Origin of the sequence: Hypericibacter sp., assembly GCF_050729195.1 — a bacterium.
Lineage (GTDB): Bacteria > Pseudomonadota > Alphaproteobacteria > Dongiales > Dongiaceae > Hypericibacter.
Window position 1 is genome coordinate 1 of record NZ_JBOHKS010000147.1, and the last position, 23,489, is coordinate 23,489.

22 protein-coding genes are annotated in these 23,489 nt (G+C 65.0%); 5 read left to right on the forward strand and 17 right to left on the reverse strand.

Annotation, left to right across the window (positions count from 1 at the left end; genetic code table 11):
- From ACREE8_RS11220 to ACREE8_RS11265, 10 genes are all read right to left on the reverse strand, one after another.
- A partial coding sequence (locus ACREE8_RS11220; RefSeq protein ID WP_431573128.1) for a formate--tetrahydrofolate ligase occupies positions 1–146 on the reverse strand: 146 nt, incomplete at its 3' end.
- Between the two features lie 213 nt (positions 147–359).
- Positions 360–1,667 carry a type III glutamate--ammonia ligase gene (gene glnT, locus ACREE8_RS11225; RefSeq protein WP_431573081.1) on the reverse strand — a complete coding sequence of 436 codons (1,308 nt, stop codon included), beginning with the start codon at positions 1,665–1,667 and terminating at the stop codon, positions 360–362.
- 134 nt (positions 1,668–1,801) lie between these two features.
- The gene (locus tag ACREE8_RS11230) at positions 1,802–3,136 is read right to left on the reverse strand and encodes an FMN-binding glutamate synthase family protein (protein WP_431573082.1); all 1,335 of its coding nucleotides are present in this window, start codon (positions 3,134–3,136) and stop codon (positions 1,802–1,804) included.
- Between the two features lie 13 nt (positions 3,137–3,149).
- Positions 3,150–3,833 (reverse strand): protein glxC, encoded by a 684-nt coding sequence (locus ACREE8_RS11235; protein WP_431573083.1) that lies wholly within the window; start codon positions 3,831–3,833, stop codon positions 3,150–3,152.
- Positions 3,830–4,738 carry a class II glutamine amidotransferase gene (locus tag ACREE8_RS11240; protein ID WP_431573084.1) on the reverse strand — a complete coding sequence of 303 codons (909 nt, stop codon included), beginning with the start codon at positions 4,736–4,738 and terminating at the stop codon, positions 3,830–3,832. The genes ACREE8_RS11235 and ACREE8_RS11240 overlap by 4 nt, the downstream gene beginning before the upstream one ends.
- 111 nt (positions 4,739–4,849) lie before the next feature.
- A complete protein-coding gene (locus tag ACREE8_RS11245) occupies positions 4,850–5,572 on the reverse strand; it encodes a helix-turn-helix domain-containing protein (RefSeq protein WP_431573085.1) in 723 nt (240 codons plus the stop codon).
- On the reverse strand, positions 5,569–6,300 hold the full coding sequence (locus tag ACREE8_RS11250; protein WP_431573086.1) for a hypothetical protein: 732 nt from the start codon (positions 6,298–6,300) through the stop codon (positions 5,569–5,571). Before ACREE8_RS11250 ends, ACREE8_RS11245 begins: the two co-directional genes overlap by 4 nt.
- A gap of 3 nt (positions 6,301–6,303) precedes the next feature.
- Positions 6,304–9,222, reverse strand: coding sequence for a glycine cleavage T C-terminal barrel domain-containing protein (locus tag ACREE8_RS11255; protein WP_431573087.1), 2,919 nt, complete (start codon positions 9,220–9,222; stop codon positions 6,304–6,306).
- Positions 9,219–9,527 (reverse strand): sarcosine oxidase subunit delta, encoded by a 309-nt coding sequence (locus ACREE8_RS11260; RefSeq protein ID WP_431573088.1) that lies wholly within the window; start codon positions 9,525–9,527, stop codon positions 9,219–9,221. Before ACREE8_RS11260 ends, ACREE8_RS11255 begins: the two co-directional genes overlap by 4 nt.
- Positions 9,528–9,543: 16 nt before the next feature.
- The gene (locus tag ACREE8_RS11265) at positions 9,544–10,785 is read right to left on the reverse strand and encodes an FAD-dependent oxidoreductase (RefSeq protein WP_431573089.1); all 1,242 of its coding nucleotides are present in this window, start codon (positions 10,783–10,785) and stop codon (positions 9,544–9,546) included.
- 237 nt (positions 10,786–11,022) lie between these two features.
- Between ACREE8_RS11265 and ACREE8_RS11270 the strand changes: the two genes are divergently transcribed.
- Positions 11,023–11,631, forward strand: a complete 609-nt coding sequence (locus ACREE8_RS11270) for a hypothetical protein (RefSeq protein ID WP_431573090.1) — start codon at positions 11,023–11,025, stop codon at positions 11,629–11,631.
- Between the two features lie 89 nt (positions 11,632–11,720).
- Here ACREE8_RS11270 and ACREE8_RS11275 read toward each other — a convergent pair whose 3' ends face one another.
- From ACREE8_RS11275 to ACREE8_RS11295, 5 genes are read right to left on the reverse strand one after another with little or no spacing between them, the layout of a single operon-like run.
- Positions 11,721–12,167, reverse strand: a complete 447-nt coding sequence (locus ACREE8_RS11275) for a hypothetical protein (RefSeq protein ID WP_431573091.1) — start codon at positions 12,165–12,167, stop codon at positions 11,721–11,723.
- Positions 12,168–12,178: 11 nt separating this feature from the next.
- Positions 12,179–13,561: an FMN-binding glutamate synthase family protein gene (locus ACREE8_RS11280; protein WP_431573092.1), complete on the reverse strand. Its 1,383-nt coding sequence runs from the start codon at positions 13,559–13,561 to the stop codon at positions 12,179–12,181.
- A gap of 33 nt (positions 13,562–13,594) precedes the next feature.
- Entirely contained in the window at positions 13,595–14,431 is an 837-nt protein-coding gene (locus ACREE8_RS11285; RefSeq protein WP_431573093.1) for a hypothetical protein, read from the reverse strand.
- Positions 14,431–15,375 (reverse strand): amidophosphoribosyltransferase, encoded by a 945-nt coding sequence (locus tag ACREE8_RS11290; protein WP_431573094.1) that lies wholly within the window; start codon positions 15,373–15,375, stop codon positions 14,431–14,433. Before ACREE8_RS11290 ends, ACREE8_RS11285 begins: the two co-directional genes overlap by 1 nt.
- A 52-nt stretch (positions 15,376–15,427) precedes the next feature.
- Complete coding sequence (locus ACREE8_RS11295; protein WP_431573095.1) at positions 15,428–16,894, reverse strand: glutamine synthetase family protein; 1,467 nt, start codon at positions 16,892–16,894, stop codon at positions 15,428–15,430.
- Between the two features lie 522 nt (positions 16,895–17,416).
- Here ACREE8_RS11295 and ACREE8_RS11300 point away from each other — a divergent pair.
- From ACREE8_RS11300 to ACREE8_RS11315, 4 genes are all read left to right on the forward strand, one after another.
- Positions 17,417–18,193: a FadR/GntR family transcriptional regulator gene (locus ACREE8_RS11300; protein ID WP_431573096.1), complete on the forward strand. Its 777-nt coding sequence runs from the start codon at positions 17,417–17,419 to the stop codon at positions 18,191–18,193.
- Positions 18,194–18,356: 163 nt separating this feature from the next.
- Positions 18,357–18,953: a HupE/UreJ family protein gene (locus ACREE8_RS11305; protein ID WP_431573097.1), complete on the forward strand. Its 597-nt coding sequence runs from the start codon at positions 18,357–18,359 to the stop codon at positions 18,951–18,953.
- Between the two features lie 29 nt (positions 18,954–18,982).
- Entirely contained in the window at positions 18,983–20,371 is a 1,389-nt protein-coding gene (locus tag ACREE8_RS11310; RefSeq protein ID WP_431573098.1) for an aminotransferase class III-fold pyridoxal phosphate-dependent enzyme, read from the forward strand.
- A 38-nt stretch (positions 20,372–20,409) separates the two neighbouring features.
- Positions 20,410–21,141 carry an MBL fold metallo-hydrolase gene (locus ACREE8_RS11315; protein ID WP_431573099.1) on the forward strand — a complete coding sequence of 244 codons (732 nt, stop codon included), beginning with the start codon at positions 20,410–20,412 and terminating at the stop codon, positions 21,139–21,141.
- 115 nt (positions 21,142–21,256) lie between these two features.
- Here ACREE8_RS11315 and ACREE8_RS11320 read toward each other — a convergent pair whose 3' ends face one another.
- Both ACREE8_RS11320 and ACREE8_RS11325 read right to left on the reverse strand, forming a co-directional pair.
- The gene (locus tag ACREE8_RS11320; RefSeq protein ID WP_431573100.1) at positions 21,257–21,682 is read right to left on the reverse strand and encodes a hypothetical protein; all 426 of its coding nucleotides are present in this window, start codon (positions 21,680–21,682) and stop codon (positions 21,257–21,259) included.
- Entirely contained in the window at positions 21,679–23,316 is a 1,638-nt protein-coding gene (locus tag ACREE8_RS11325) for a GMC family oxidoreductase (protein ID WP_431573101.1), read from the reverse strand. Before ACREE8_RS11325 ends, ACREE8_RS11320 begins: the two co-directional genes overlap by 4 nt.
- Positions 23,317–23,489 lie beyond the last annotated feature (173 nt).

Genomic DNA, 23,489 nt, shown 5'->3' on the forward strand with positions numbered 1-23,489 from the left:
ACATAGTGCAGATCGACCTTGGCCTTGGAGGGTCCGTAGCGGAACAGGTGCTTTTCCGGAATCCCGAGCTTCTCGGCGATCTTCTCGACCGGCTGCATCTTGGCAGCGCGCGCGATCTCGATATCGCTACCGACCTTCTTGATCATCGTCCCCAGTCCTCTTGGTTGGCTTGCCCCGGATAGGCCGGCGGGTGGGGTTGTACCCCGAGCCCGGCTGCGACCGAAAGGGCCGGGCCGGAGGCTATCCGGCGCCGGCCCCGCCGGATGGTCCCGAAACGACGCGAATTGGCCTGGCCGGGAACACCAAATCCGGACCAGTTCCGGCCGGCCCCGCCAGGGGGCCGAAACCTGCCTTAACGCTCAGCAATCCAGGGTGTTGTCCATCTCCCACTGGGTCAGATGGCGGCAATAGCGCGACCATTCCTCGTGCTTCATCCGGGTATAGGCGTCGATGAAGCTGTCGCCCATGGCCTCGCGCAGCATCTTGCTCTTCTCGGTCAGGCGGAGCGCGTCCAGCAGGTTCAAGGGCAGCTTCTTGGCGCCCTTCACCTTATGGCCCTCGGTATACATGTTGATATCGAGGCGCGGGCCCGGGTCGCGCTTGTTGTCGACCCCGTCGATGCCTGCGGCCAGGACACCCGCCTGGAGCAGATAGGGGTTGGCGGCGCCGTCCATCAGCCGCAGCTCGAACCGGCCGGCATCCGGGATGCGGACCATGTGGGTCCGGTTGTTGCCGCCATAGGTGATGGTGTTGGGAGCCCAGGTGGCCCCGGACAGCGTCCGGGGCGCGTTGATGCGCTTGTAGCTGTTCACGGTCGGGTTGAAGAAGGAACAGAGCGCGTCGGCGGAATGAATGACGCCGCCGAGGAAGCTGTAGGCCAGCTTCGAGAGGCCGAGCTCGCCCTTCGGGTCGTGAAACAGGTTGGTCTTCCCGCTCTTGTCCCAGACCGAGACATGCGCGTGACAGCCATTGCCGGTCAAATTCAAAAATGGCTTTGGCATGAAGGTCGCGCGCATGCCGTGCTTCTCGGCAATCTGGCGGACCATGTATTTGAAGAAGACATGACGATCGGCGGTCAAGAGCGCATCGTCATATTCCCAGTTCATCTCGAACTGGCCGTTGGCGTCCTCATGGTCGTTCTGATAGGGCTTCCAGCCCAGCACCAGCATCGCGTTGCAGATCTCGGTGATGACATCGTAGCGGCGCATCAACGCCATCTGGTCGTAACAGGGCTTCTCGTGAGAATCGAGCGAATCGGCAACCGATTTGCCATCGGGCGTAATCAGAAAATACTCGCATTCGACACCGGTCTTCATACGCCAGCCCTTGGCGGCGGCCTTCGCGACCTGATGTTTCAATTGCGCGCGCGGGCTGTCATGAACCTCCTTGCCGTCCATCCAGAGATCGCTGGCAAGCCAGCCGACCTCGGGCTTCCAGGGCAGCTGGATCAGGCTGTCGGGATCGGGACGCGCGAACAGGTCGGGATGGGCCGGGGTCATGTCGAGCCAGGTGGCGAAACCGGCAAAACCGGCACCGTCGCGCTGCATGCCGGCGATCGCCTCGGCCGGCGCCAGCTTGGCGCGCAGATGGCCGAACAGATCGACATAGCTGATCAGGAAATATTTGATCTTTCGCTCTTTGGCGATTTTGGACAGATCGGCAGCCATAATGGTGGTCCCCCTGCTCGAATGACCGGCCCGGAGCGATTTTGCTCTCGATGGCCGTCGTTATGGTCCGCGCCCGCGATTCCGGGCGGCGGCGAAATGGGGCAGCGACTTTCGGGTCGCCGCCCCGAAATTCCCTAGTCCCGGCCCTGGCCCGGGATCCAATTGGTGCCGGCCAGGGGCACACGCGCCATGGCCGCGGCTTCGATCGTCAGCGCCACCAGATCCTCGGGCTCGAGATTGAGCACATGGCTCTTGCCGCAGGCGCGCGCGATGATCTGCGTCTCCATGGTCAGCACGGCCAGATAATTGGCCAACCTGTGGCCGGCCCTGATCGGATCGAGGCGCTTGGCCAGCTCCGGATCCTGCGTCGTGATGCCGGCCGGATCGCGGCCCTCATGCCAGTCGTCATAGGTGCCGGCGGTGGCGCCGATCTTGCGGTATTCCGCATCGAGCTTCGGATCGTTGTCGCCGAGCGCGATGAGGGCCGCCGTGCCGATCGAGACCGCGTCGGCCCCCAGCGCCAGCGCCTTGGCCACGTCGGCGCCGTTGCGGATGCCGCCCGAGACGATGAGCTGCACCTTGCGGTGCATGTCGAGATCCTGCAGCGCCTGCACCGCCGGGCGGATCGCCGCCAGGGTCGGGATGCCGACATGCTCGATGAAGACTTCCTGGGTCGCGGCGGTGCCGCCCTGCATGCCGTCCAGCACGACTACGTCGGCGCCGGACTTGACCGCCAGTGCCACGTCGTAATAAGGCCGCGTCGCGCCGACCTTCACATAGATCGGCTTCTCCCAATCGGTGATCTCGCGGATCTCCTGGATCTTGATGGTCAGATCGTCGGGGCCGGTCCAGTCCGGATGCCGGCAGGCGGAGCGTTGGTCGATGCCTTCCGGCAGGGTGCGCATCTTCGCCACGCGCGGCGAGATCTTCTGCCCCAGCAGCATGCCGCCGCCGCCGGGCTTGGCGCCCTGCCCGACCACGACCTCGATCGCATCGGCCTGGCGCAGATCGTCCGGGTTCATGCCGTAGCGCGAGGGCAGCAACTGATAGACCAGGATCTTGGAATGGCCGCGCTCTTCCTGCGTCATGCCGCCATCGCCCGTGGTCGTGCTGGTGCCGAGCTGGGTGGCACCCCGGCCCAGCGCTTCCTTGGCCTGGGCGGAGAGCGAGCCGAAGCTCATGCCGGCGATGGTGATCGGGATCTTCAGATGGATCGGCTTCTTCGCGAAGCGCGTGCCGAGCACGATGTCGGTCGCACATTTCTCGCGGTAGCCTTCGAGCGGATAACGCGAGACGGACGCGCCGAGGAAGACGAGATCGTCGAAATGCGGGACCTTGCGCTTGGCGCCGAAGCCGCGGATGTCATAGATGCCCGTGGCGGCGGCGCGCTGAATCTCGGCGATCGCATACTCGTCGAAGGTAGCCGAGCGGCGCGGCGGCATCGGGACAGGAGAGAAGGTGGCGTTCATTGCTGATCTCGCTTCAATAGGCGTCGGCGTTGTCGACATGGAAGTTATAGAGCCGGCGCGCCGACCCGTAGCGCCTGAAGCGCTTCGCGTCGGCCTTGATGCCGGCGCGAGCCAGCAATTTCTCGAGCTTGGCCAGATGATGCGGCGTCATCGTCTTCTCGATGCAGTCCGCACCCAGGCTCTCGACCTTGCCCTGCACATAGAGGCGGGCTTCGTAGATGGAATCGCCGAGGCTCGAGCCCGCATCGCCGCAGACGACCAGGCTGCCGCCCTGTGCCATGAAGGCGCTCATATGGCCGACCGAGCCGCCGACCACGATGTCGATGCCCTTCATCGAGATGCCGCAGCGCAAGCCCGCATCGCCCTCGATAACCAATAGCCCGCCGCGGCCTGTGGCACCGGCGGCGTCCGAGGCATTGCCCTTCACGCGGACTTCGCCGGACATCATGTTTTCAGCGAGGCCCACGCCGCAATGACCGTTCACGACGACGGTCGCTTCCTTGTTCATCCCGGCGCAGTAATAGCCGGGATGTCCGTCGATCACGACTTCGATCGGAAGCGTGAGACCGGCGCAAAGCGCATGCGCGCCCTTCGGATTGACGACGCGCCAGGCCTTCTCGTTGGTCTCCGATGGCAGACTATGCAGGCGTTGGTTGAGGTCGCGAACCGAACTCTGGGCCAGATCGACAGTGATCATGCCGCGGCCTGCACATCCCAGGTGTAGACCACCGACGGCGCCGGCGCCCAGACCTTGGCCTTGTCGGCGCCCGGCAGATTGGCGATCGAGCGATATTCCGAGGCCATCGCCACCCAATCGTCGGTCTCGGCCAGCACGGCCGGCTTGCAGGCGAAGGCATCGCGCAGCACGGCGAAGCCGTTCCGCGTGCCCATGGTGAAGGTATAGAAGCCGTCGAGATCCTTGAAGCCGGCCTCGAGCGCCTCGGCCAGGCTCGCCCCTTCGCTCAGGCGCTGCGCGAAATAACGCGCCGCAACCTCGCTGTCATTGTCGGTCTCGAACTCGTGACCGCGATGCTGCAGCCAGCGGCGCAGATTGTTGTGGTTGGAGAGCGAGCCGTTATGGACCAGGCACATGTCCGAGGCGGCGGTAAAGGGATGCGAATGCTCGGTCGTGACCGCGCTCTCGGTCGCCATGCGCGTATGGCCGATCGCATGCGTGCCTTCCATCTTGGCGAGGCCGTAGCGGTCGGCGACCTGCTTGGGCAGGCCCATATCCTTGTAGACCTCCATCACCTGGCCATAGCCCATGATGCGGATCTCGGGGTGATGCGCCTTGAGCCAGCCGCGAACCGTCGCGTCCGGCGCCGACACCGTCATCACCACATGATTGGCCTTGGTCTCGATATCGACCTCGGCCTTGAGCGCCTCGCCCAGAGCGCCGCCGATTTCGCGCCAATGGAAATGCGGATCGGCGTGGAACAGGGTCAGCTTGGAATCCTTGCCATGGACCGGCTTGTGATAGACCGCGATCCCCGCGCTATCGGGGCCGCGCTCGGTCATCTCGACCAGCATATGGCTCAGATGCCGGCCGAGGCTGGGCCTCAAGGCGGGATTCTTGAGGAAGAGTCCGACGATTCCGCACATGGAAGAGATCCTTTCGGGAGGGCCCGACAAAAGCCCGGGGACGATAGCCCAGGCCGGGCGGGGAATCAATGACGGGGAAACAATGTTTCCTGTGAGGAAAATGCTGCGGAATCAGCCCTCTGCGTCGCGCGGATAGCAGATGATCGAGAGGAAGCGGATCGGCAGCTTGCGCAGCTCGTCGGGGCCATGCGGCACGTCCGCATCGAAGAAGAGCGAGTCGCCCGGCAGCAGCGTGTAGGTGCGGTCGCCATGGCGGTAGCTGACCTCGCCCTCGAGCATGAAGATGAACTCGACGCCGTCATGCTGGAACAGCGGAAACACGTCGGAATCCGCCGTCAGCGTGATCATGTAGGGCTCGACCGAGATGCTCTTGCGCAGCGTATGGCCGAGCAGCTGATACTGATGGCCGGCGCGCGTGCCGCGGCGCTCGATCTGCAAGCCCTGCCCCGCCTTGACGAAGGTGGCGTCGCGTTCCTCCTCGAAGCGGCGGAAGAAGGCCGTGACCGGCACATGGAGCGCCACCGAGAGGGCCCGCAGGGTCGCCAGCGAGGGCGACGTCATGCCGTTCTCGATCTTGGAGAGCATGCCGGCCGAAAGCTCCGCCATCTTGGCGAGCTCGGCCACGGTCATGTTGAGCTTGCGGCGGAAGTCGCGAACCTCGCGCCCGATCGCCTCCTCGAGCCGGCCATGGCGCTTGTCGATCAGGCCATGCGGATCCTGGAATTCCTGGACGATCGGAGATTCCGGGCGCTTCGCAGGTTTCTTGGGCGCAGGCCCGCCCTTGCGCGCCTCCGATCCCGGCGCGCCCGACCCCGCCCTGCGCTTTCCCTTCACCGTGCCTCGGCGAGCCGGCGCAGCGCGCTGAGCCCGATCGGCTGGCCGTCGAACTCCGCCATCGCATCGACGAGGCAGCCCCACATATATTCGGCCGAGGCGCTGTCGGTCAGCAGGTGATAGGCCGGCATCTCGCCGAAATAATCGCGGATCAGGATCGCGCTGATCTTGGCGACCGAGGTCTGCGCGATCTGGCCCTGCTTGAATTTATGCGCGCGCAGATCGACACCGCACATCTTCGCGAACATGGCCGGTGCCTGCCAGCCCGAGACCATGAACCAGCAATGGCTCTCCGAGCGCGGCATCGGATAGCCGATGAGCTTGCGCGGTTTCTCGGCACCCCAGTTCCGGGCGCCGTTGAGCCGATCGATCAGGCCGGCCTCGCCCTTGAGACTGTCGATCAGGAAGATCTCCGTCGGCGCCAGCCTTGCCGCCAGCGACCCGTCGGCCTGGCGATAGGCCATGTTGCTGTCGGGCCCGATCGTCATGCCCTGGGCGGTCAGCCATTCGACCGTGCCGGTGCCCTTGAAGCCGGTGCGCGGCAGCGGCGAGAGATCGGTCAGCGCCAGACGCCGGCCGATGCCCACTTCCTCGTCGACGGAACGGCCAAGCCGCATGGCGACCGCGCTGTCGCGGATCGCCGCCCATTCGGCGCCCTTGGCGTCCAGAAGGCGATAGACATAGCTGCGGCGGTTGAAGGAGGTCGGGGAGACGGTCGCGGTGGCCATGGCTTACATCTCCTGCCGCTTGTTCTCGGGATCGAAGAACGGGATCGGCACCACGCGCGCCTGGATCAAGCGCCCGCCCCCGACCTTGATGTCGAAATTCTTGCCGGGCTCGGCCTGGTCAGGCGCCACATAGGCCAAGCCCACCACCCGGCCCAGCGACGGGGAGATCACGGCCGAGGTGACGCGGCCCAGGATTTCAGGCCCCCGCACCACCAGGTGACATTCCTCCGGCACCGGCGCATTGGCATCGTCGAGCGTGAACCCGACCAGTTTGCGGGTCAGGCCCGAGCGGTTCTGGATGTCGATCGAGCGCCCGCCCATGAAGTAGGGCTTGTTCTTGGAGATCGCCCAGGCCATGTCGGCCTCGTAAGGATGCGTCAACCCGTCCGTGTCCTGGCCGATGATGATATGTCCCTTCTCCAGGCGCAGCACGCGCTGCGCCTCGACGCCGAAGGGCCGGATGCCGGCGGGACGCCCCGCCTCCATCAGCTTGTCCCACAAGGCCTCGCCCATCGAGGCCGGGACATGGATCTCATAGCCGAGCTCGCCGACGAAGCCTACGCGCATCAACCGCGCCGGAATGCCGGCGACGGTGCCCATCCGCACGCCCATATAGGGGAAGGCAGCCGAAGAGAGATCGACGTCGGGGCAGAGTTTCTGCAGCACCTCGCGCGACTTCGGACCTGCGAGATTGACGCCGGCATAGGCGGCCGTGACGTTCGCCACATCGACATCGAGTCGCCATTGCGCGTTCCAGAACAGCATCAGGCGATAGACGCCGTCGACGCCGCTCGTGGTCGCGGTGACGTAGAAATGCTCCTCGCCGAAGCGGCAGGCGACGCCGTCATCGATGATGGCGCCGCTCTGGTCGGTCATCAGCACATAGCGCGAGCGGCCGATCGGCTGCTTGGCATAGGCAAAGGTATAGAGCCGGTTCAGAAACTCGGCCGCGTCGGGCCCGCGCACATCGAGCCCGCCCAGCGTCGAGACGTCGATCAACCCGACATTGTTGCGGACATTGCGGACTTCCTCGCGGATCGCCTGGTCGCGCTCTTCCTTCTTGCCGTAGAAGGCCGGGCGGTACCAGAGGCCCGCCGGCATCATGCGGGCCCCCAGCTCCAGATGGCGCTGATGCATCGCGGTGTGGCGCTCCGGCTCGAAGGTCCGGCCCGCCATGAGGCCGAACTTCTCCGGCCGGTAGGGCGGCCGCTGGGTCGTGACCGACATGGTCGCGATATCGCGGCCGGTCTCCTTGGCGTCGATGCGGACCGTCGCCACCGCCGAATGACGGCCCTGCGACGGGCCCATGCTGACGGTGGTGTAGCGCTTCAGCAGCTCGACATGGTCGTAGCCGTCGGCGATGCCGTTCACCAGATCCTTGACCTGGAGATCCTCGTCGAAATCGACGAAGTCCTTGCCCTTCTTGCTCGGGAAGATCGGCCAGGGATGCGTGATGCCGAGGGCACCACGATCGCCTGTCATCGAGGGCTCGGCGCCGACGGCGGCCCCGGCATCCTTGGCCGCGGCCCAGCCGGCGCGCCGGCCTTCGGCGATCACGACATCGAGCGCATAGGTGCCGTTGACCGAGCCGGCCGCGAACACATGGGCCGGAAGAACGCTGGGCGCGAACATATGGCTGGCGCGGTCATAGGCGAATTTGGCGCCGATATGATGCAACAGCTGGCCGGTCGGGCTGTAGCCGACCGACATGCAGAGGAGATCGCAGGGGATGGTGGCCAGCGCTGGCGAGAGCGCGCCCTCGCCCGTCACCTCGCCGACGAGCGATCCGGTGATATGACGCTTGCCGACGCCGTAAGACGTCTCGGCGATGCCATGCCCTTGCATGATCGGAACGCCACGCGCCCGGACGGCCCGCGCGAGTGCCGATGCGTCGGTGGTCTTGCGCAGATCGACCACGGCCGCGACCTCGACGCCGGCATCGCCTAGATCGAGCGCCACGCCATAGCCATCCGCATTGGCGGTGAGCACCACGGCGCGACGGCCGGGCCGGATGCCATAGAGCTTGATGAGACGCTGGGCCGCCGAGCCCAACATCACGCCCGGGAGGTCGTTGTTGTGGAACACGGCCGGCTGCTCGAGCGAGCCGGTCGCGACCACCACCGCCTTGGCGCGCAGCTTATAGAGGCGATTGCCCTTGATCACGGCCAGCCAATTGTCGGCGAAGAAGCCGTTGCAGGTGGCGTCGGTCAGGATCCGGACGTTCTGCGACGCGGCCAGCTCGGCCGCGAGTTCGCGAGAGCGCTCGGCACCCTGCTCACCCGCCGCATCGAATCGCGCATAGGCGAGCGAGCCGCCGACGCGCGGGCCCTCGTCGATCAGGATGACCTCGAGGCCGGCCTTCGCCGCCTCGGACGCCGCCGCCATGCCGGCGGGACCGGCGCCGATCACCGCGACATCGGCGAAGAGATATTCCTTGTCGTAGTAATCATGATGCGCATGGACGTCGACTTTGCCGAGGCCGGCGATCTCGCGGATCACCTTCTCCCAATGTGGCCAGGTCCATTTCGGCTTGAAGAAGGCCTTGTAATAGAACCCCACGGGGAGGAAGCGGCTCAGCCTCTCCATGAAGGCGAGGCGGTCCTGCTCCAGGCTGCCCTTGTAGTTCTGGCCCATCACGGCCAAGCCCGGCGTAATCGCATGCATGTCGGCCAGCGCGTTGGGCTCGCCACCGATCTGCACCAGCGTGTTCGCGTCCTGGCCGGCCATGGTCAGGATCCCGCGCGGCCGGTGATATTTGAACGAGCGCGAGATCAGCCACTCGTCATTGGCCGCCAGCGCGCTCGCGATGGTGTCGCCGACGAAGCCCTGGAAGGGCCGGCCCTCGAAGGTGAATTCGACCGGCTGACCGCGATCGATCAGCAGGCCGGCCGGTGCCGGCAGACGGTTGACCCCGTCGCTCATTTCTTTTCCTCGTTCGCCTTCGGCGCCGCCGTGAACTCGACCCGGGATTTGAAGACCTCGCCCGCCGGATAGGTGCGCAGGATCTCGTCCGTCACCGTGTGGCGCTCGGCGATGAACCAGAAGGAGGTCGGCACATGGCACCACCATTCACGCACCACGCCGGCGGTGTTGTTCTCGATATGCACATACTCGGCCCATTCGCGGTCCGAGACGCGCGAAGGATCGGGCATCGGCCTGACTTCGCCGCCCCAGACGAACTCCGAGATGTTGCGCGGGCCGTTGAGCGGGCAGTTCATGATCTTCATGGGTTTCCTCCCTCGCTCAATGCCCGACCGAGGCCGCGCCCTTTTCGCCGACCTGCTTCATCTCCTCGAAGCGGGACAGGCGGAAGGGCTCGATCAGCTCGTGCGGTTTGTTGTTGGCGACGGTGTAGGACATGGTGAGGCCGCAGACCGGCGTCGCCTTGAAGCCCCAGGTGCCCCAGCCGGAATCGATGTAGTAGTTCTCGAGCGGCGTGAGTCCCATGCAGGGGCTGAAATCCGGCGTCATATCCGCCATGCCGGCCCATTGCCGGTTGAGCTTCATCTCGCCCAGGAAGGGCAGCAGTTCCAGCATATGGCCCAGCAGGCCTTCCTTGAAATCGAGCGTCGAACGCGTCGAATAGACGCCATAGGGATCGGTCGATCCGCCCATCACCAGCTCGCCGCGCGAGGATTGCGAAATATAGACGTGGAGCGAGCCCGACACGATGATCTGGTCGAGGAAAGGCTTCACCGGCAGCGAGACGCAAGCCTGCAGCGGAATGGTGCGGATCGGCAGCCTGAAGCCCGCCATCTTCGCGACCAGCGAGCTCGATCCCGCCGTCGCCTGCAGCACCTTGTTCGCATAGACCGTGCCGCGGTTGGTGACGACGCCCTTGACCTTGCCGCCGGCCTGCAGGATCTCGCTTACCTCGGTCAGCTGATGGATCTCGACGCCGCGCCGCGTGGCGCCGCGTCCATAGCCCCAGGCGACCGCATCATGGCGCGCGATCGAGCCCGGCGGGTGATAGAGCGCACCCAGGATCGGATAGCGCACATCCTCCGACATGTTGAGCACCGGGCAGAGCTTGTGGATCTCGTCCGGCCAGATCAGCTCGGAATCCACCCCCAGATGCTTGTTGACCTCGGCGCGCCAGCGGCTGGTGCGGATCGCGGCGTCGGTGTGAGCCAGCGTGAAATGACCGCGCTCTGAATAGAGGATGTTGTAGTCGAGATCCTGGCTCAGATCCTGATAGAGCTTGACCGAGGTGTCGTAGAATTTGACGCCTTCGGGCGTCAGATAGTTCGAGCGGATGATCGCGGTGTTGCGCGCCGTGTTGCCGCCCGCGAGATAGCCCTTCTCGAGGATCGCCACATTGGTGATGCCGTAGTCGCGCGACAGATAATAGGCCGTCGCCAGCGCATGGCCGCCGCCACCGATGATGACGACGTCGTAACTGGGCTTCAGATCCTGGGCGAGCGGGAAGTGGCGCTCGGCCGGGTAGGTCTTGCTAAGGCCGTATTTCAGCAGCCCGAAGGGCATCGTGGACCCCGTCTTTGGTCGGCATGAAGGCGGATCGGATCAGGACCGGCAGGCTAACCGCCGGTTTCCTGCCGGACAAGAAACATCACTCCGATGATCGGCGGAAAGCCGGCGATATTTACCGCAAATCCGACCGGCCGGCAGCGACATCGCGACGCCATGCCCCGGACGGCAGCGCTTGCGGTTCGCCGCGGATCGCCTCAGACTCCGGACACGTCCATTCGAAAGGGATCGATCATGACGGCCGGCGACCGGCGAAAGAATGTCGTGCTGATGGAACCCGCGGCGGAAGCGCTGCGCGACGAGTTCCTCGGCTGGCAGTGCCGGCTGCGCCAGATCTCGGTGCGCGAGGGGCTGGGACGGCCCTCCAGCGGCATGCGGGCCCGCGTCAGCACTCTCGACGGTACGGAGCTCGCCCCGGCCGTCACCCTGCTGCTGATGCGCGAGGAACCCGACGAAAGTACCCAGCAGTTCCGTTTCCAGGTGCAGAAGACCCTGGATCCGGTCGAGCGCTATGAGAAGGCGCTGGAGATCCTGTCGGCCTGGTATTATCAGCGCCCGCGCGACTTCAGCGACATCATGACCGGCCTGTTCGGGCCCGGTTCGGCCTTCGCCGACCAGCTGCTGCTGCATGGCCGCTGCGAGCTCGAATTCATCGAATATGCCAAGGGCTATCGCATCCCCTGCTCGGTGCTGGAGCTGGCCGAAAAGGATGCTTTCTATCAGGCAACCTACTGGCATAACCGCCTCTTCAACGCGAACATGCCGGCCAGCGTCCGGGTCCTGTCCTTCACGCCGGACTGGACCCACTCGGCCGACTTCGAGGTCGAGATCGGCGAGGACTGAGCCCCGCCCCCTCTCACACCCGACATGGCAAGGGCCGGACTTGACGAAGTCCGGCCCTTTCTCATGACGGCGTTTCCTCGAAGGCCCGCTTAGAACTTCCGATAGGCCTTGTTGAGATCGACCATCGGATGCTTGCGGGACATCTGGAATTTGATCAGCAGCTCGCGCGCGATCATGTCGCGATCCTGCTGGTTGTCGGGCAGCTTCATGCCGGCCGGGATCGTGACCCAGCCATTGACGTTGCGATCGAACACCGCGGCGCGGCCTTCCTCGTAGCCCATATGGACGTCCTCGAGCCAGTTGAGGTCGTCCCAGCCCATCACTTCCAGGTACTTCTTCAGGAAGGGCGTCAGGCGGCTGTAGTCCGGCACGAGATTGACGTCGTAGCGATAGCCGATGTGCTGGCCGATTTCCTTCTCGCGATGGGAATCGAGGCCCTTCCCCTTGAGGTACTTGTCGACGTCTTCCTTCTTGGGAGCGACGGCCTTCGCGGTCTTCACGACCTTCATCACCGGCTTCTTCGTTGGCTTTGCCATCGAGGCTCTCCTCAATACCGGGTCATGTCGGGCCGGCCGACCGTGTGCTGCGAGCCGGCCAGCGGCACCATGGCGAGCGCGGAGGCTTCCATGGTGAGGGCCGCGAGATCCTCCGGCTCGAGGCTGTGCACATTGGTCTTGCCGCAGGCGCGCGCCATCATCTGGCACTCGATCGCAAGGCAGTGCAGGAAGTTGTAGACGCGCTCGGCCGCCTCGTCGGGGTCGAGGCGCTTGCGCAGGACCGGGTCCTGCGTCGCCACGCCGACCGGGCAGCGGCCCGTATGGCAGTGGTAGCAGTAGCCCGCCTCGACGCCGATCTCCTTCTCGAAGTCGGCCTCGGGGATGTCCTTGTTGCAGTTGAGCGCCATCAGCGCCGAATGACCGATCGCGACGGCATCGGCGCCGAGCGCGATCGCCTTGGCCACATCCGCGCCGTTGCGGATGCCGCCGGCATAGACCAGGCTGATCTGGCCGGTCATGCCGACATCGTCGAGCGCCTTGCGGGCCTGGCGGATCGCGGCGATGCCGGGCACGCCGGTCTCCTCGGTCGCGATATGCGGACCCGCACCGGTGCCGCCTTCCATGCCGTCGATATAGATCGAATCCGGGCCGGTCTTGGCCGCCATGCGGACGTCGTCATAGACGCGCGCGGCACCCAGCTTGAGCTGGATCGGAATCTCGCCATTGGTGGCTTCGCGGATCTCCTGGATCTTCAGCGCCAGATCGTCCGGTCCCAGCCAGTCGGGATGACGGGCGGGCGAACGCTGGTCGATGCCGGCCGGCAGCGAGCGCATTTCCGCCACCTGGTCCGTCACCTTCTGGCCCATCAGATGGCCGCCGAGGCCGACCTTGCAGCCCTGGCCGATGAAGAACTCGCAGGCATCGGCGAGGCGCAGATGATGCGGGTTGAAGCCGTAGCGCGACTGGATGCACTGGTAGAACCACTTCGACGAATAGCGGCGTTCGTCGGGGATCATGCCGCCTTCGCCCGAGCAGGTCGCAGTGCCGGCCATGGTGGCACCGCGGGCCAGCGCGATCTTCGATTCGAAGGAGAGTGCGCCGAAGCTCATGCCGGTGATGTAGATCGGGATATCGAGCACCAGCGGGCGCTTCGCCCTGGGTCCGATCACCGTCTGGGTCAGGCACTTCTCGCGGTAACCCTCGATCACGAAACGGGTCAGGGTACCCGGGAGGAAGGTCAGGTCGTCCCAGGTCGGGATCTTCTTGAAGAGCGAGAAGCCGCGCATGCGATAGCGGCCGAGCTCGGACTTGATGTGGATGTCGTCGATGACCGTCGGCGGGAAGATGAAACTCTTGCCCAGCAGACTCTTGTTGCGCGATGACGGCTTCTTGGCCGGCGCGGTAGCGGGTGCTTTCTTGCGTTCTCTCGCCATGAGCGAATTCCTTCTGTGCGATCTGTCGCGGGCTTAGAGGATGAGCTTCTTCTCAGTGGGCTCCAGATTGTCGTAGTTCCAGAGCTGCTTCCCGGCGACGATCTTCTGCATGTTCTTGACGCCCTTCGGCGCTTCGAGCCCGTACATCTTGAGCTTGCGGGAAAGCCAGGACACGTCGAGATCGGTCATCTCGCCCGGCACGGCATCGACACCCAGGCCGTCGATCTTGCCGCCCACATAGATGGTGCCGTCATACATGGAATCGCCGAGGTTCTTGCCGGCATCGCCCAGCACGACCATGCGGCCGCGCTGCATCATGAAGCCGCAGAAGGCACCGCAGCGCCCGCCGACGAGGATGGTCCCGCCCTTCATGTCGATGCCCATGCGCGCGCCGACATCGCCCATGCAGACGAGGTCGCCGCCGCGCAAGGCGGCGCCGAAGGTCGAGCCGGCGTTCTTCTCGATCACGATCGTTCCGGCCAGCATGTTTTCCGCGCAAGACCAGCCCACGCGGCCCTTGATCCGGATGTTCGGCCCGTCGATCAGGCCGCAGCCGAAATAACCCAGGCTGCCTTCGATATGGAGGTTCAGCTTGTTGAGGATGCCGACCGCGAGCGAATGCTTGGCACCGGGATTCTTCATCACGATGGTGCCGTAGCCCTTGCTCATCAGGTCGCGGAGCTTGAGGTTGACCTCACGTGGCGACAGGGGCCCACAATCGAGCTCGGCCCGCTTGTTGAAGTCGACGTCGAACGCCTCCGGATAGGTGAAGTTCTGCTCTTCGGAGGGCGTGAAGAATCGCTGTTGGGTGCGCCCGGAGAGCTGCTCCGTGTGCATCCCCATATCCTGGGATTTGGTTCTGAGGGCCATTATGCGCTCTTCCAAACGCGAACCTCGCCCTCATAGGGGTCGAAGGTGTCGATTTCGTGGGGGAATACGCTGCGGATCGCCACTTCTTCGGAGGCTAGCACGATGAACTTCTCGCTTTCGTAGAGGACCATGGGCTTGGCCGCCATCACGTCCTTGGCCATGCCGAGCGAATCCGAGGTCGCGACCAGATAGGTGAAGACGCCATCGAGTTCTTCGATGGAATCCGTCATCGCGTCCTTGAGCTCGGCGCCCTGCTGCATCTTGTCGGCGAGATAGACGGCGATCAGCTCGGAATCGCAGTTTGACATGAAGCGGTGACCGCGCCGCTCGAGCGCGCGCCGGCCGTTCCAGTAGTTGGTGAGCTGGCCGTTATGGACCACCGACACGTCGGCGAACGGATAGGCCCAATAGGGATGGGCCGACCGGATATCGACGTCGGATTCGGTCGCCATGCGGGTGTGACCCAGCGCATGGGTGCCGTTGAAGCCCTTGAGCGCATATTGCTCGGCCACGCGCGCGGCGTCGCCGAGATCCTTCACCAGCTCGAGCCCGTGGCCCATGGAGAGAATCTCGGCCCCCTCCACATCCTCGATGAAGTCGGCGAGCTTCCGCCGGTCGCCGGCATAGTCGATCTTGTAGCGGAAAGCGTATTCGGTGGCGTTGTTGGCCTCGACGATCCGTCCGCCCAGTTCCTTGATGCGCTTGTCGACTTCCGTCCGGCGCTCCTTGACCTGGTCGTGGATCTTGAAGCCTTTCAGCATCTCGTCCTGCTCGGCCACCTTGAAGCGCAACATCAGCTCGTTGCCCTTCAGCGGCTTGCCGTAAAGCGCGTAGCCCGTCGAATCCGGCCCGCGATGCTTCAGCGACTGCAACATCGCCGTCATCTCGGTGCCGATATCGCCGGATTTACCGCCTCTATGGATCAATCCCGCAATTCCGCACATCTCGCTCTCTCTTTCTCCTATGCCGGTACCCGCATCCCTCGCGAGGGATGGATTACGGCAGATAGTCCCAATATTGCTGCAGATCCCAGTTCGTGACGGTGGCGTTGAACTTCTCCCACTCGTCGCGCTTGTAATGCGTGAAGACCCTGTACATCTCGTCGGGCATCGCCTTCTTGATGACCTCATCCTTCTCGAGTTCCTCGAGCGCCAGGCCCAGCGACATCGGCAGCTTCTTGACCTTCTTGCCGGCCGCCATCGCCGCATAGATGTTGCGCTCTTCGGGCTCGCCCGGATCGATCTTGTGCGCAATGCCATCGTCGAAAGCCTGCAGGATGCCGGCCGCCATCAGATAGGGGTTCACCGTCGAATCGACCGAGCGGTATTCAAAGCGGCCCGGTGCGGAGATGCGCAGCGCGCAGGTACGGTTCTGGTAGCCCCAGTCGGCATAGACCGGCGCCCAGAAGCCCGTGTCCCACAGGCGGCGATAGGAATTGACGGTGGAGGAGCCGATCGCGGTCAGGGCCCCCACATGCTTGATGATGCCGCCGATGCAGTGGAGGCCGATCGGGCCCGGCTTCGACTGGCCCTTCTGCGGCAGGAAGGTGTTCTCGCCGCCCTTGAGATAAGCAAAGTTCTCGGCCATGCCCGGCAGGTTGTCGAGCCCAAGCTTGTTGACCTTGTCCTCACCTCCCTTCCACAGGGAGATGTTGTGGTGGCAGCCGTTGGCCGACACGCCCATGAAGGGCTTGGCCATGAAGCAGGCGATGAGATTGAACTCGCGCGCGACCTGGGCGCAGATCTGACGATAGGTCGTCAGGCGGTCGGCCGTGCGCAGGCAGTCGTCGAACATGAAGTTGAGCTCGAGCTGGCCCGGTGCGTCCTCATGATCGCCCTGGATCATGTCGAGGCCCATGGCGCGCGAATATTCGATCGCGCGCATGAAGACCGGCCGCAGGCTCTCGAACTGATCGATGTGGTAGCAATTCGGCTTGGAGAATCCGCCATCCGGCAAGCCGTCGGCGCCCTTCTTGAGCCACATCATCTCCGGCTCGCAGCCGTGACGCATGTGGAGGCCCTTATGCTTCTTCTTGAATTCCTCGTGGAGGATTCGAAGATTGCCGCGGCAGTCCGACGTCAGATGCCCGCCCGGATTGACCCTCTCCTCGCGATTGCGGAAGCAGGTGCAGAAGACGCGCGCGACGCGTTTGTCCCAGGGCAGCTGGCAGAAGGTCTCGGGGTCGGGGATGCCGACCAGCTCGGAGGCCTCGGGCCCGTAGCCGATATAATTCTTGAAGCGATCGACGAAGAGATTGGCGGTCGAGCCATAGACCAGCTGGAAGCCGCGCTCGGCGATGCTCTCCCAGTGATCCGCCGGAACACCCTTGCCGACGATGCGGCCGGTCACCGACACGAACTGATAATAGATGTACTGGATGCCAAGCTCGTTGATCTTGGCCCGTACCTGCTTGACGAGTTCCTTGCGCCCCTTTTGAGAAACGTGGGCTTCCAAGTCGGTCATGGCTGCGTGTTCTCCCCTACGATCATTTTTCGTTGTCCAGGTCTCCAGGACGGAGCCGGCGCCAGTTTCCTCGACTGCCGAACCTCGCCCAAGCGCGAAAACGACTGAACCGGTTGCGCTTCCTGGCCGCCTTTTGCCGGTCGGCCCGGGCAACCCTGCCCAATCAAACCAATTTCATACCTCTCCTTGGCCGTGCCGGATGGCCGGGATCCACTAGCCCCGCGGCGGCGTCTTTCGACTCCCGGAGCCGCCCCATCGCAACGGCGCCGAACGAGACCGCACGCGGCCGAATTCGGGCCACGGGCGAGATCCTATCGGTCGCATAAGGAGGAACTGTCATGAGGGTTCGGGGCGGAGACGGATGCTTGGGACCGTTGCACTTTCCCGACGCCGACCCGGCGCTGGCAGGCGCCCGGGACCGGATGCCCCTCAGGCGCCGCCGCTCCGGACTTGATCGGAAGGCGCAATTAGTGAAACATAAGCCCAGCCGGTTTCAAACCACTATTTTCCAAAGGCACAGAAATGGCCCGCATTGGTGGTCGGCCGCTGAAGGAGCGCAACGAAGCTCCGGCCTTTCTGCTGCCCCGCAACGAGCCCCGCGCCATCGCCGATCCGATGCGCGGCTCGGCCTGGATCACGCAGCAGCTCCGCCAGGCGATCACCGAGGGCAGCCTGCGCCATGCGGAGAAGCTGCCGGCGGAACGCCAGCTCGCCGAGATCTTCGGCGCCTCGCGCACCACGGTGCGCAGCGCACTGAACCAGCTCGAGGCTGATCGCTTGGTGACGCGCCGGGTCGGGAGCGGCACCTTCGTGAACTATCAGCCGCGCTCGCCGCAGGACGATGTGGCCGAGCTCACCAGCCCCCTCGAGCTGATCGATGTCCGCCTGGCGGTCGAGCCGCATATGGTGCGGCTCGCGGTGCTGAACTCCACCTCGCGCGAGCTGGAGCGGCTGAACGAGGCGCTGGGTGAGATGGAGCGGTCCAGTGTCGATTCCGAGACCTTCACCCTGCTCGACGAGCAGTTCCATCTCTGCATCGCCGAATGCAGCCGCAACCCCCTGATGGTCTCGCTCTATCGGCAGATCAACGATGTCCGCACCCACGCCCAGTGGAACGCGATGAAGGACAAGGTGCTGACGATCGAGCGGATCGCCGAATATAACCGCCAGCACCGGACCCTGGTCGAGGCGATCCAGGCCCGCGACGTCGAGAGTGCGGTCGCGATCGTGACCAATCATCTCCATTACGCGCGCCGCCAGCTTCTGGGTGCCGGCGCCAATGTCGGCGGCGAAGCCTAGAACAGGGTACCGGTTCGTCCCCATTTTCGCCCGGCGCGGATCCGCCAGAATCGGTCGCCCGCCCTATTGTCGCGGCGGGCCCCCGGTCATAGAGTCCGCTCACGCCCGGAGAGCGCCCCCATCGCCTCTCTCCCAACCTTTTGAATTCCCGGAGCGATCACCCATGACCCGCGCCTATCGCCTGAGCTTCGCCTTCACCTTGGCCGCCGCTGCCCTGCTGGGAGCACCTGTCGCCGAAGCACATCTCATCGGCGAGCATGGCGCGGGCTTCCAGGCCGGCATCCTCCATCCGCTCTCGGGGCTGGATCATCTCCTGGCTATGATCGCCGTCGGCATCTGGGCGGCGCAGCTCGGCGGCCGCGCGATCTGGGCGGTACCTTGCGCCTTCGTCGGCTGCATGGTGGCCGGCGGCCTCCTGGCCGTCTCGGGTATCTCGATGCCGCTGGTCGAGCCCGGCATCCTCGGCTCGGTCCTGCTGTTCGGCCTCCTGATCGCGACCGCGGCCCGCGTGCCCACGGTGGTGGGCATGGCGATCGTCGGTCTCTTCGCCCTCTTCCATGGCCATGCGCATGGCACCGAATTGCCGGAAGCAGCCAATCCCGCTGCTTATGCGTTGGGCTTCGTGATCGCGACCTCGCTCCTGCATGCGGTCGGCCTCGGGCTCGCCCTCATGATCGGCCGCGTCGCGCCGAAGCCGGTACTGCGTGTCATCGGTGGCGGCATCGCCGCCGCCGGCGTCGCGATGGTGGCTGCGCTCTGAGCGGCAGCCGCGGTGCCCGGGTCTAAGCGGTGTCGCTGACGCCGCGCGACCGCGCCCGCCGGCCGGTTCTGGATCCGACCCGCCTTGCCTTCCTTACCGGTCGCGAGGAACAGCGCTTCCTCGCCGACCGGCCCCGCTCGCTCTCCCTGCTCGACCGCGCCCGCGCCCATATGCCGGGCGGCGTGCCCATGGCCTGGATGACCGCGATGCATGGCCATCCGCCGGTTTTCGCGGTCGAGGGCGAAGGCGCCTGGTTCACCGATGTCGACGGCCATCGCTATCTCGACATGAATCAGGCCGACCTGTCGATGAATGTCGGCTTCGGCCCGCCGGCCGTGGTCGCCGCCGTCGCCGACCGCATGCGCCGCGGCAGCCAGTTCATGCTGCCGACCGAGGATGCGATCTGGTGCGCCGAGGAATTGGCCGAACGCTGGGACCTCCCCTACTGGCAGTTCACGCTCTCGGCCTCGGGCGCCAACACAGAGATCATCCGCCTCGCGCGCCATGTGTCGGGCCGCGACAAGATCCTGATGTTCGACGGCAAATATCACGGTCATATCGAGGACAGCCTCGTGATCATGTCCGAGGGCGGGGTGAAGCCCGAGCTCTATGGGCTTTCGAACGCCGCCACGGGCCGCGCCCGCATGGTGCCGTTCAACGATCTCGACGCGGTCGAACGAGCGCTCTCGCCGCGCGACGTGGCGATCTGCATCGTCGAGCCTGCCCTGACCAATGTCGGCGTGGTGATGCCGGCTGAAGGCTTTCATCAGGGCCTGCGCGAGCTCACCGAGCATTACGGAACCTTCCTGGCGCTCGACGAGACCCATACCCAGATCGCCAGCCCCGGCGGGTTGAAGCGTCTCTGGAATCTCGAGGCCGATGCGGTCGGCCTCGGCAAGACCATCGGCGGCGGCGTGCCGATCGGCGCCTATGGCCTGAGCGAGACGCTGGCACAGCCCTTGAAGACTCCGCCGGTCATGCAAGGCGCGCCGATGGAATCGGTTGGCGGCGTCGCCACCGGCGGCACGCTCTATGGCAATGCGCTCTCCATGGCCGCCTGCCGCGCGGCCCTCTCGCAGGTGCTGACGCCGCAGGGCTTCGTCCGCACGGCGGCCTTGGGCGCACAGCTGGCCGATGGGCTCGCCGGGCTCTTCGCCGCCGGCAGCCTCGACTGGCAGGTCCATCGCCTCACCAGCCGCTCGGGCTTCACCTTCGCCAGCCACCTGCCGCGCAACGCCGCCGAGGCGCGCGAGCTGGCGCAGCCCGAGTTCTATCGCCTCTTGCGCTTGTGGATGGCCAATCGCGGTGTCTGGGAGTCGGTCGCGACCGCCGGCCCCACCGTCTCCTTCGCCATGGCCGAAGCCGAGGTCGCGTTCTATCTTGAACGCATGCGCGAGTTCCTCGGCGATATTCTCTAGGCGCCTGGGACGGTCGATTGTAACGGAGTATGCAACCCATGGAGATCGTGACCGCCGAACGCTGGTATCGCGTGCAGAAGGTCGGCGACGGCATCACCCATATCGACGAACCGCATATCAAGCCGTTCTACCGCTGCAATATCTGGCACGTCCGGGGCCGCGATCGCGATCTCCTCATCGACAGCGGACTCGGCGTGGTCAGCCTGCGCCGCCAGGTCGCGATCCTCGCCGAACGGCCGCAGGTCGCGGTGGCGAGCCACGCCCATTTCGACCATGTCGGCAATCATCACGAATTTCCCGAGCGCGCCATCCATGCCGAGGAGGCAGCCCTCCTCGCCCATCCCGGCCGCGACGAGACGCTGGCGACGCTCTACGCGACCGAGGAGATGTTCACCAGCCTGCCGCCAGGCGGCTTCGACGCACCGGCCTATGAGGTGACACCGGCGCCGGCGACCCGGATCCTCCATGACGGCGATGTCGTCGATCTGGGCGACCGGCATTTCGAGGTGTTCCACCTGCCCGGCCATTCGCCGGGATCGACCGGACTCTGGGAGAAAGCGAGCGGCGTCTTCTTCGCCGGCGACACGGTCTATGACGGGCCGCTCATCGACGATGCCTATCACTCCGATATCGCCGCCTATATCCGCTCGATGGAACGTTTGCGCGATCTGCCGGTGCGCACTGTGCATGGCGGCCATTTTCCAAGCTTCGGCCGGGAACGGTTCGTGCAACTGATCGACGGCTATCTGCGCGAGAAGCGCACGATCTGAGCCGCGCATAGGCTGCGAGCGGCAGAGTGCGTTGCACCCCTCCCCCTAGCCCCTCCCGCAAGGGGAGGGGCTAGGGGGAGGGGTGCCTTTTAGCAGCGATGACGCGGACCGCCGCTCACTTCGGCGTCGGCTTGAAGATTGGCCCGCGGTCCGAGACCACCTTCAGCATGCCGTTGCGGACATATTCCGGCGTCTCGTCGGCGTTGTAGGGCCGGTTCTCCTGGCCCGGATAGCCGATGAGCTTGCGGACCCGCGGATCCATGTAATAGCCCGCGGAAGCCGCGAGGCTGATGGCGCCGAAGGCGGGCCCGTCGGTCTTGTTCAAGGCCTCGGCGGCGGCGCGGGGATCCTTGCCTTTCGCGGCGCGCAAGCCCCGCAGCAGATTCTCGCGCAGGTCGGGGCGGAAGCCCAACACCTTGTCGAGGATCTCGCCCTGGATGCCGATCTCGCTCGCCGCCGGCATGCCCTCGGCCGCCGGAATCAGCACATCGGCGATGCCGGCAAAGGTCTTGCGATCGTCGTCCTGCAATGCGGTGCTCATGCCGCAATCTCCTGGTCGCGCCGATTGGCGATCAAATGCTTCACGCAGCGCAACGCGATCGCGCAGATCGTGCCGGTCGGATTGAAACCGGACGAGGTCACGAAATTGCTGCCGTCATAGACGAAGAGGTTCGGCACGTCATGTGCCTTGCCATACGGGTCGACGACCGAGGTCCCGGCGTCCTCGCCCATGCGGGCCGTCCCCATCAGATGCCAGCCGCAATCGCGCATCAGCGGCGTGGTCGTCATCGAGACCGCACCCGCGGCCTTCATCGCTTCCTGCGCGCGCGCCAGATGGAAGTCGATGAGCTTCCGGGTGTTCTCCGAGTTCTTGTAGATCAGCTTCGGTGCCGGGATGCCGTCGGAATCGGTTAGCGTCGGATCGAGCACGACGCGGTTCGATTCTTCGGGCAGATCCTCCGCGATGATGCCCCACTCGAAGGCGTGGCCGAAAACGCGCTTGGTGTTGCGGTGGAGGTTGACGCCCCAGGCCTCCTCGAGCGCACGGCCGCCATAGGCGGCGCGGAGGCCGAGCGGACCGCCCGACGGCATCACCTGCCATTTGGCGCCGCGCACGAAGCCGCGCGACTTGTCGGTCTCGTAGAACTGCATCGACTGGATGGTTTGCCCGGCGGGCCCGAGCCAGCTTTCGAGCGGCTCGTCGAACACGCCCGCGACCGCCGCATAGGGATGCATCATCAGCCGCTTGCCGACGAGGCCCGAGCTGTTGGCGAGGCCGTTCGGGAAACGCTTCGAGGTCGAGAGCAGCAGCAGGCGCGGCGTGCCGATGCCGTTGGCGCAGACGATGACGATGCCGGCCTTCTGGGTGCGCTCGCGTCCCGCGCGGTCGATATAGACGGCGCCCGTGGCGAGGCCCTTGTCGTTGACCAGAATCTCCTTCACCCGCGCGCCGGTGATCATCTTGGCGCCGTTCTTGATCGAGGTCGGCCAATAGATCAGGTCCATCGACGCCTTCGCCCCCTCGGGGCAACCCGTCAGACAGGTGCCGCGGCGCACGCAGGCATTGCGGCCGCGATAGGGTTTCGACGGCATCGCATTGGGGCCGGGCCACCAATGCCAGCCCAGCTTGTTCATGCCCTCGGCCGCCTTCATGCCGATCCTGCCGATCGGCAGCGGCGGCGTCGGCAGCGGCTTGCCCGGCGGGAAGGCCGGATCGCCGGCGAGACCGGAGACGCCCATCTCCTCCTCGGCCTGCTCGTAGAAGGGCTCGAGCTCCTCATAGGTGAAGGGCCAATCGTCGGCGACGCCGTCGAGTGTCTTCACCCGGAAATCCGACGGCATGAAACGCTGCCAGTGCGCGGCCCAGAGGATCGTGCTACCGCCGACCGCGTTGTACATCAGCGGATTCACGTCCGATTCCGATACGTCGACCGGATAGTCGTTCTCGAGGTCGCGGACATTGGGATTGGGATGCCAGCGCTTCTGCGCCATCAGCTCCCATTCCGGACGCGCGCCCGCGAATTCCTTGTTGTCGACCCAAGGCCCCTGATCGAGGCAGACGACCTTGAAGCCATTGTCCGAAAGATGCCTGGCCGCGACCGATCCGGAGGCCCCTGCACCAATGATCAGGACGTCGGCGTTTTCGCTGCGCCGGTCACCACCCGCAATTGCCATCTGAGCTGTTCTCTCTCTATTTCCCGTTTTTCGTTGGTCTTCCGCGGCGCCCTGGCAGGCCCCCGCAAAAGGCTTGGTTTCGCCAGGGACCTGGCGACAATTGGCGGCGCTCATCTTGCCACGGGGGTGGCGGAACGCCAAGATTGTCGACATTCTCGTTGACAATCTTGGCG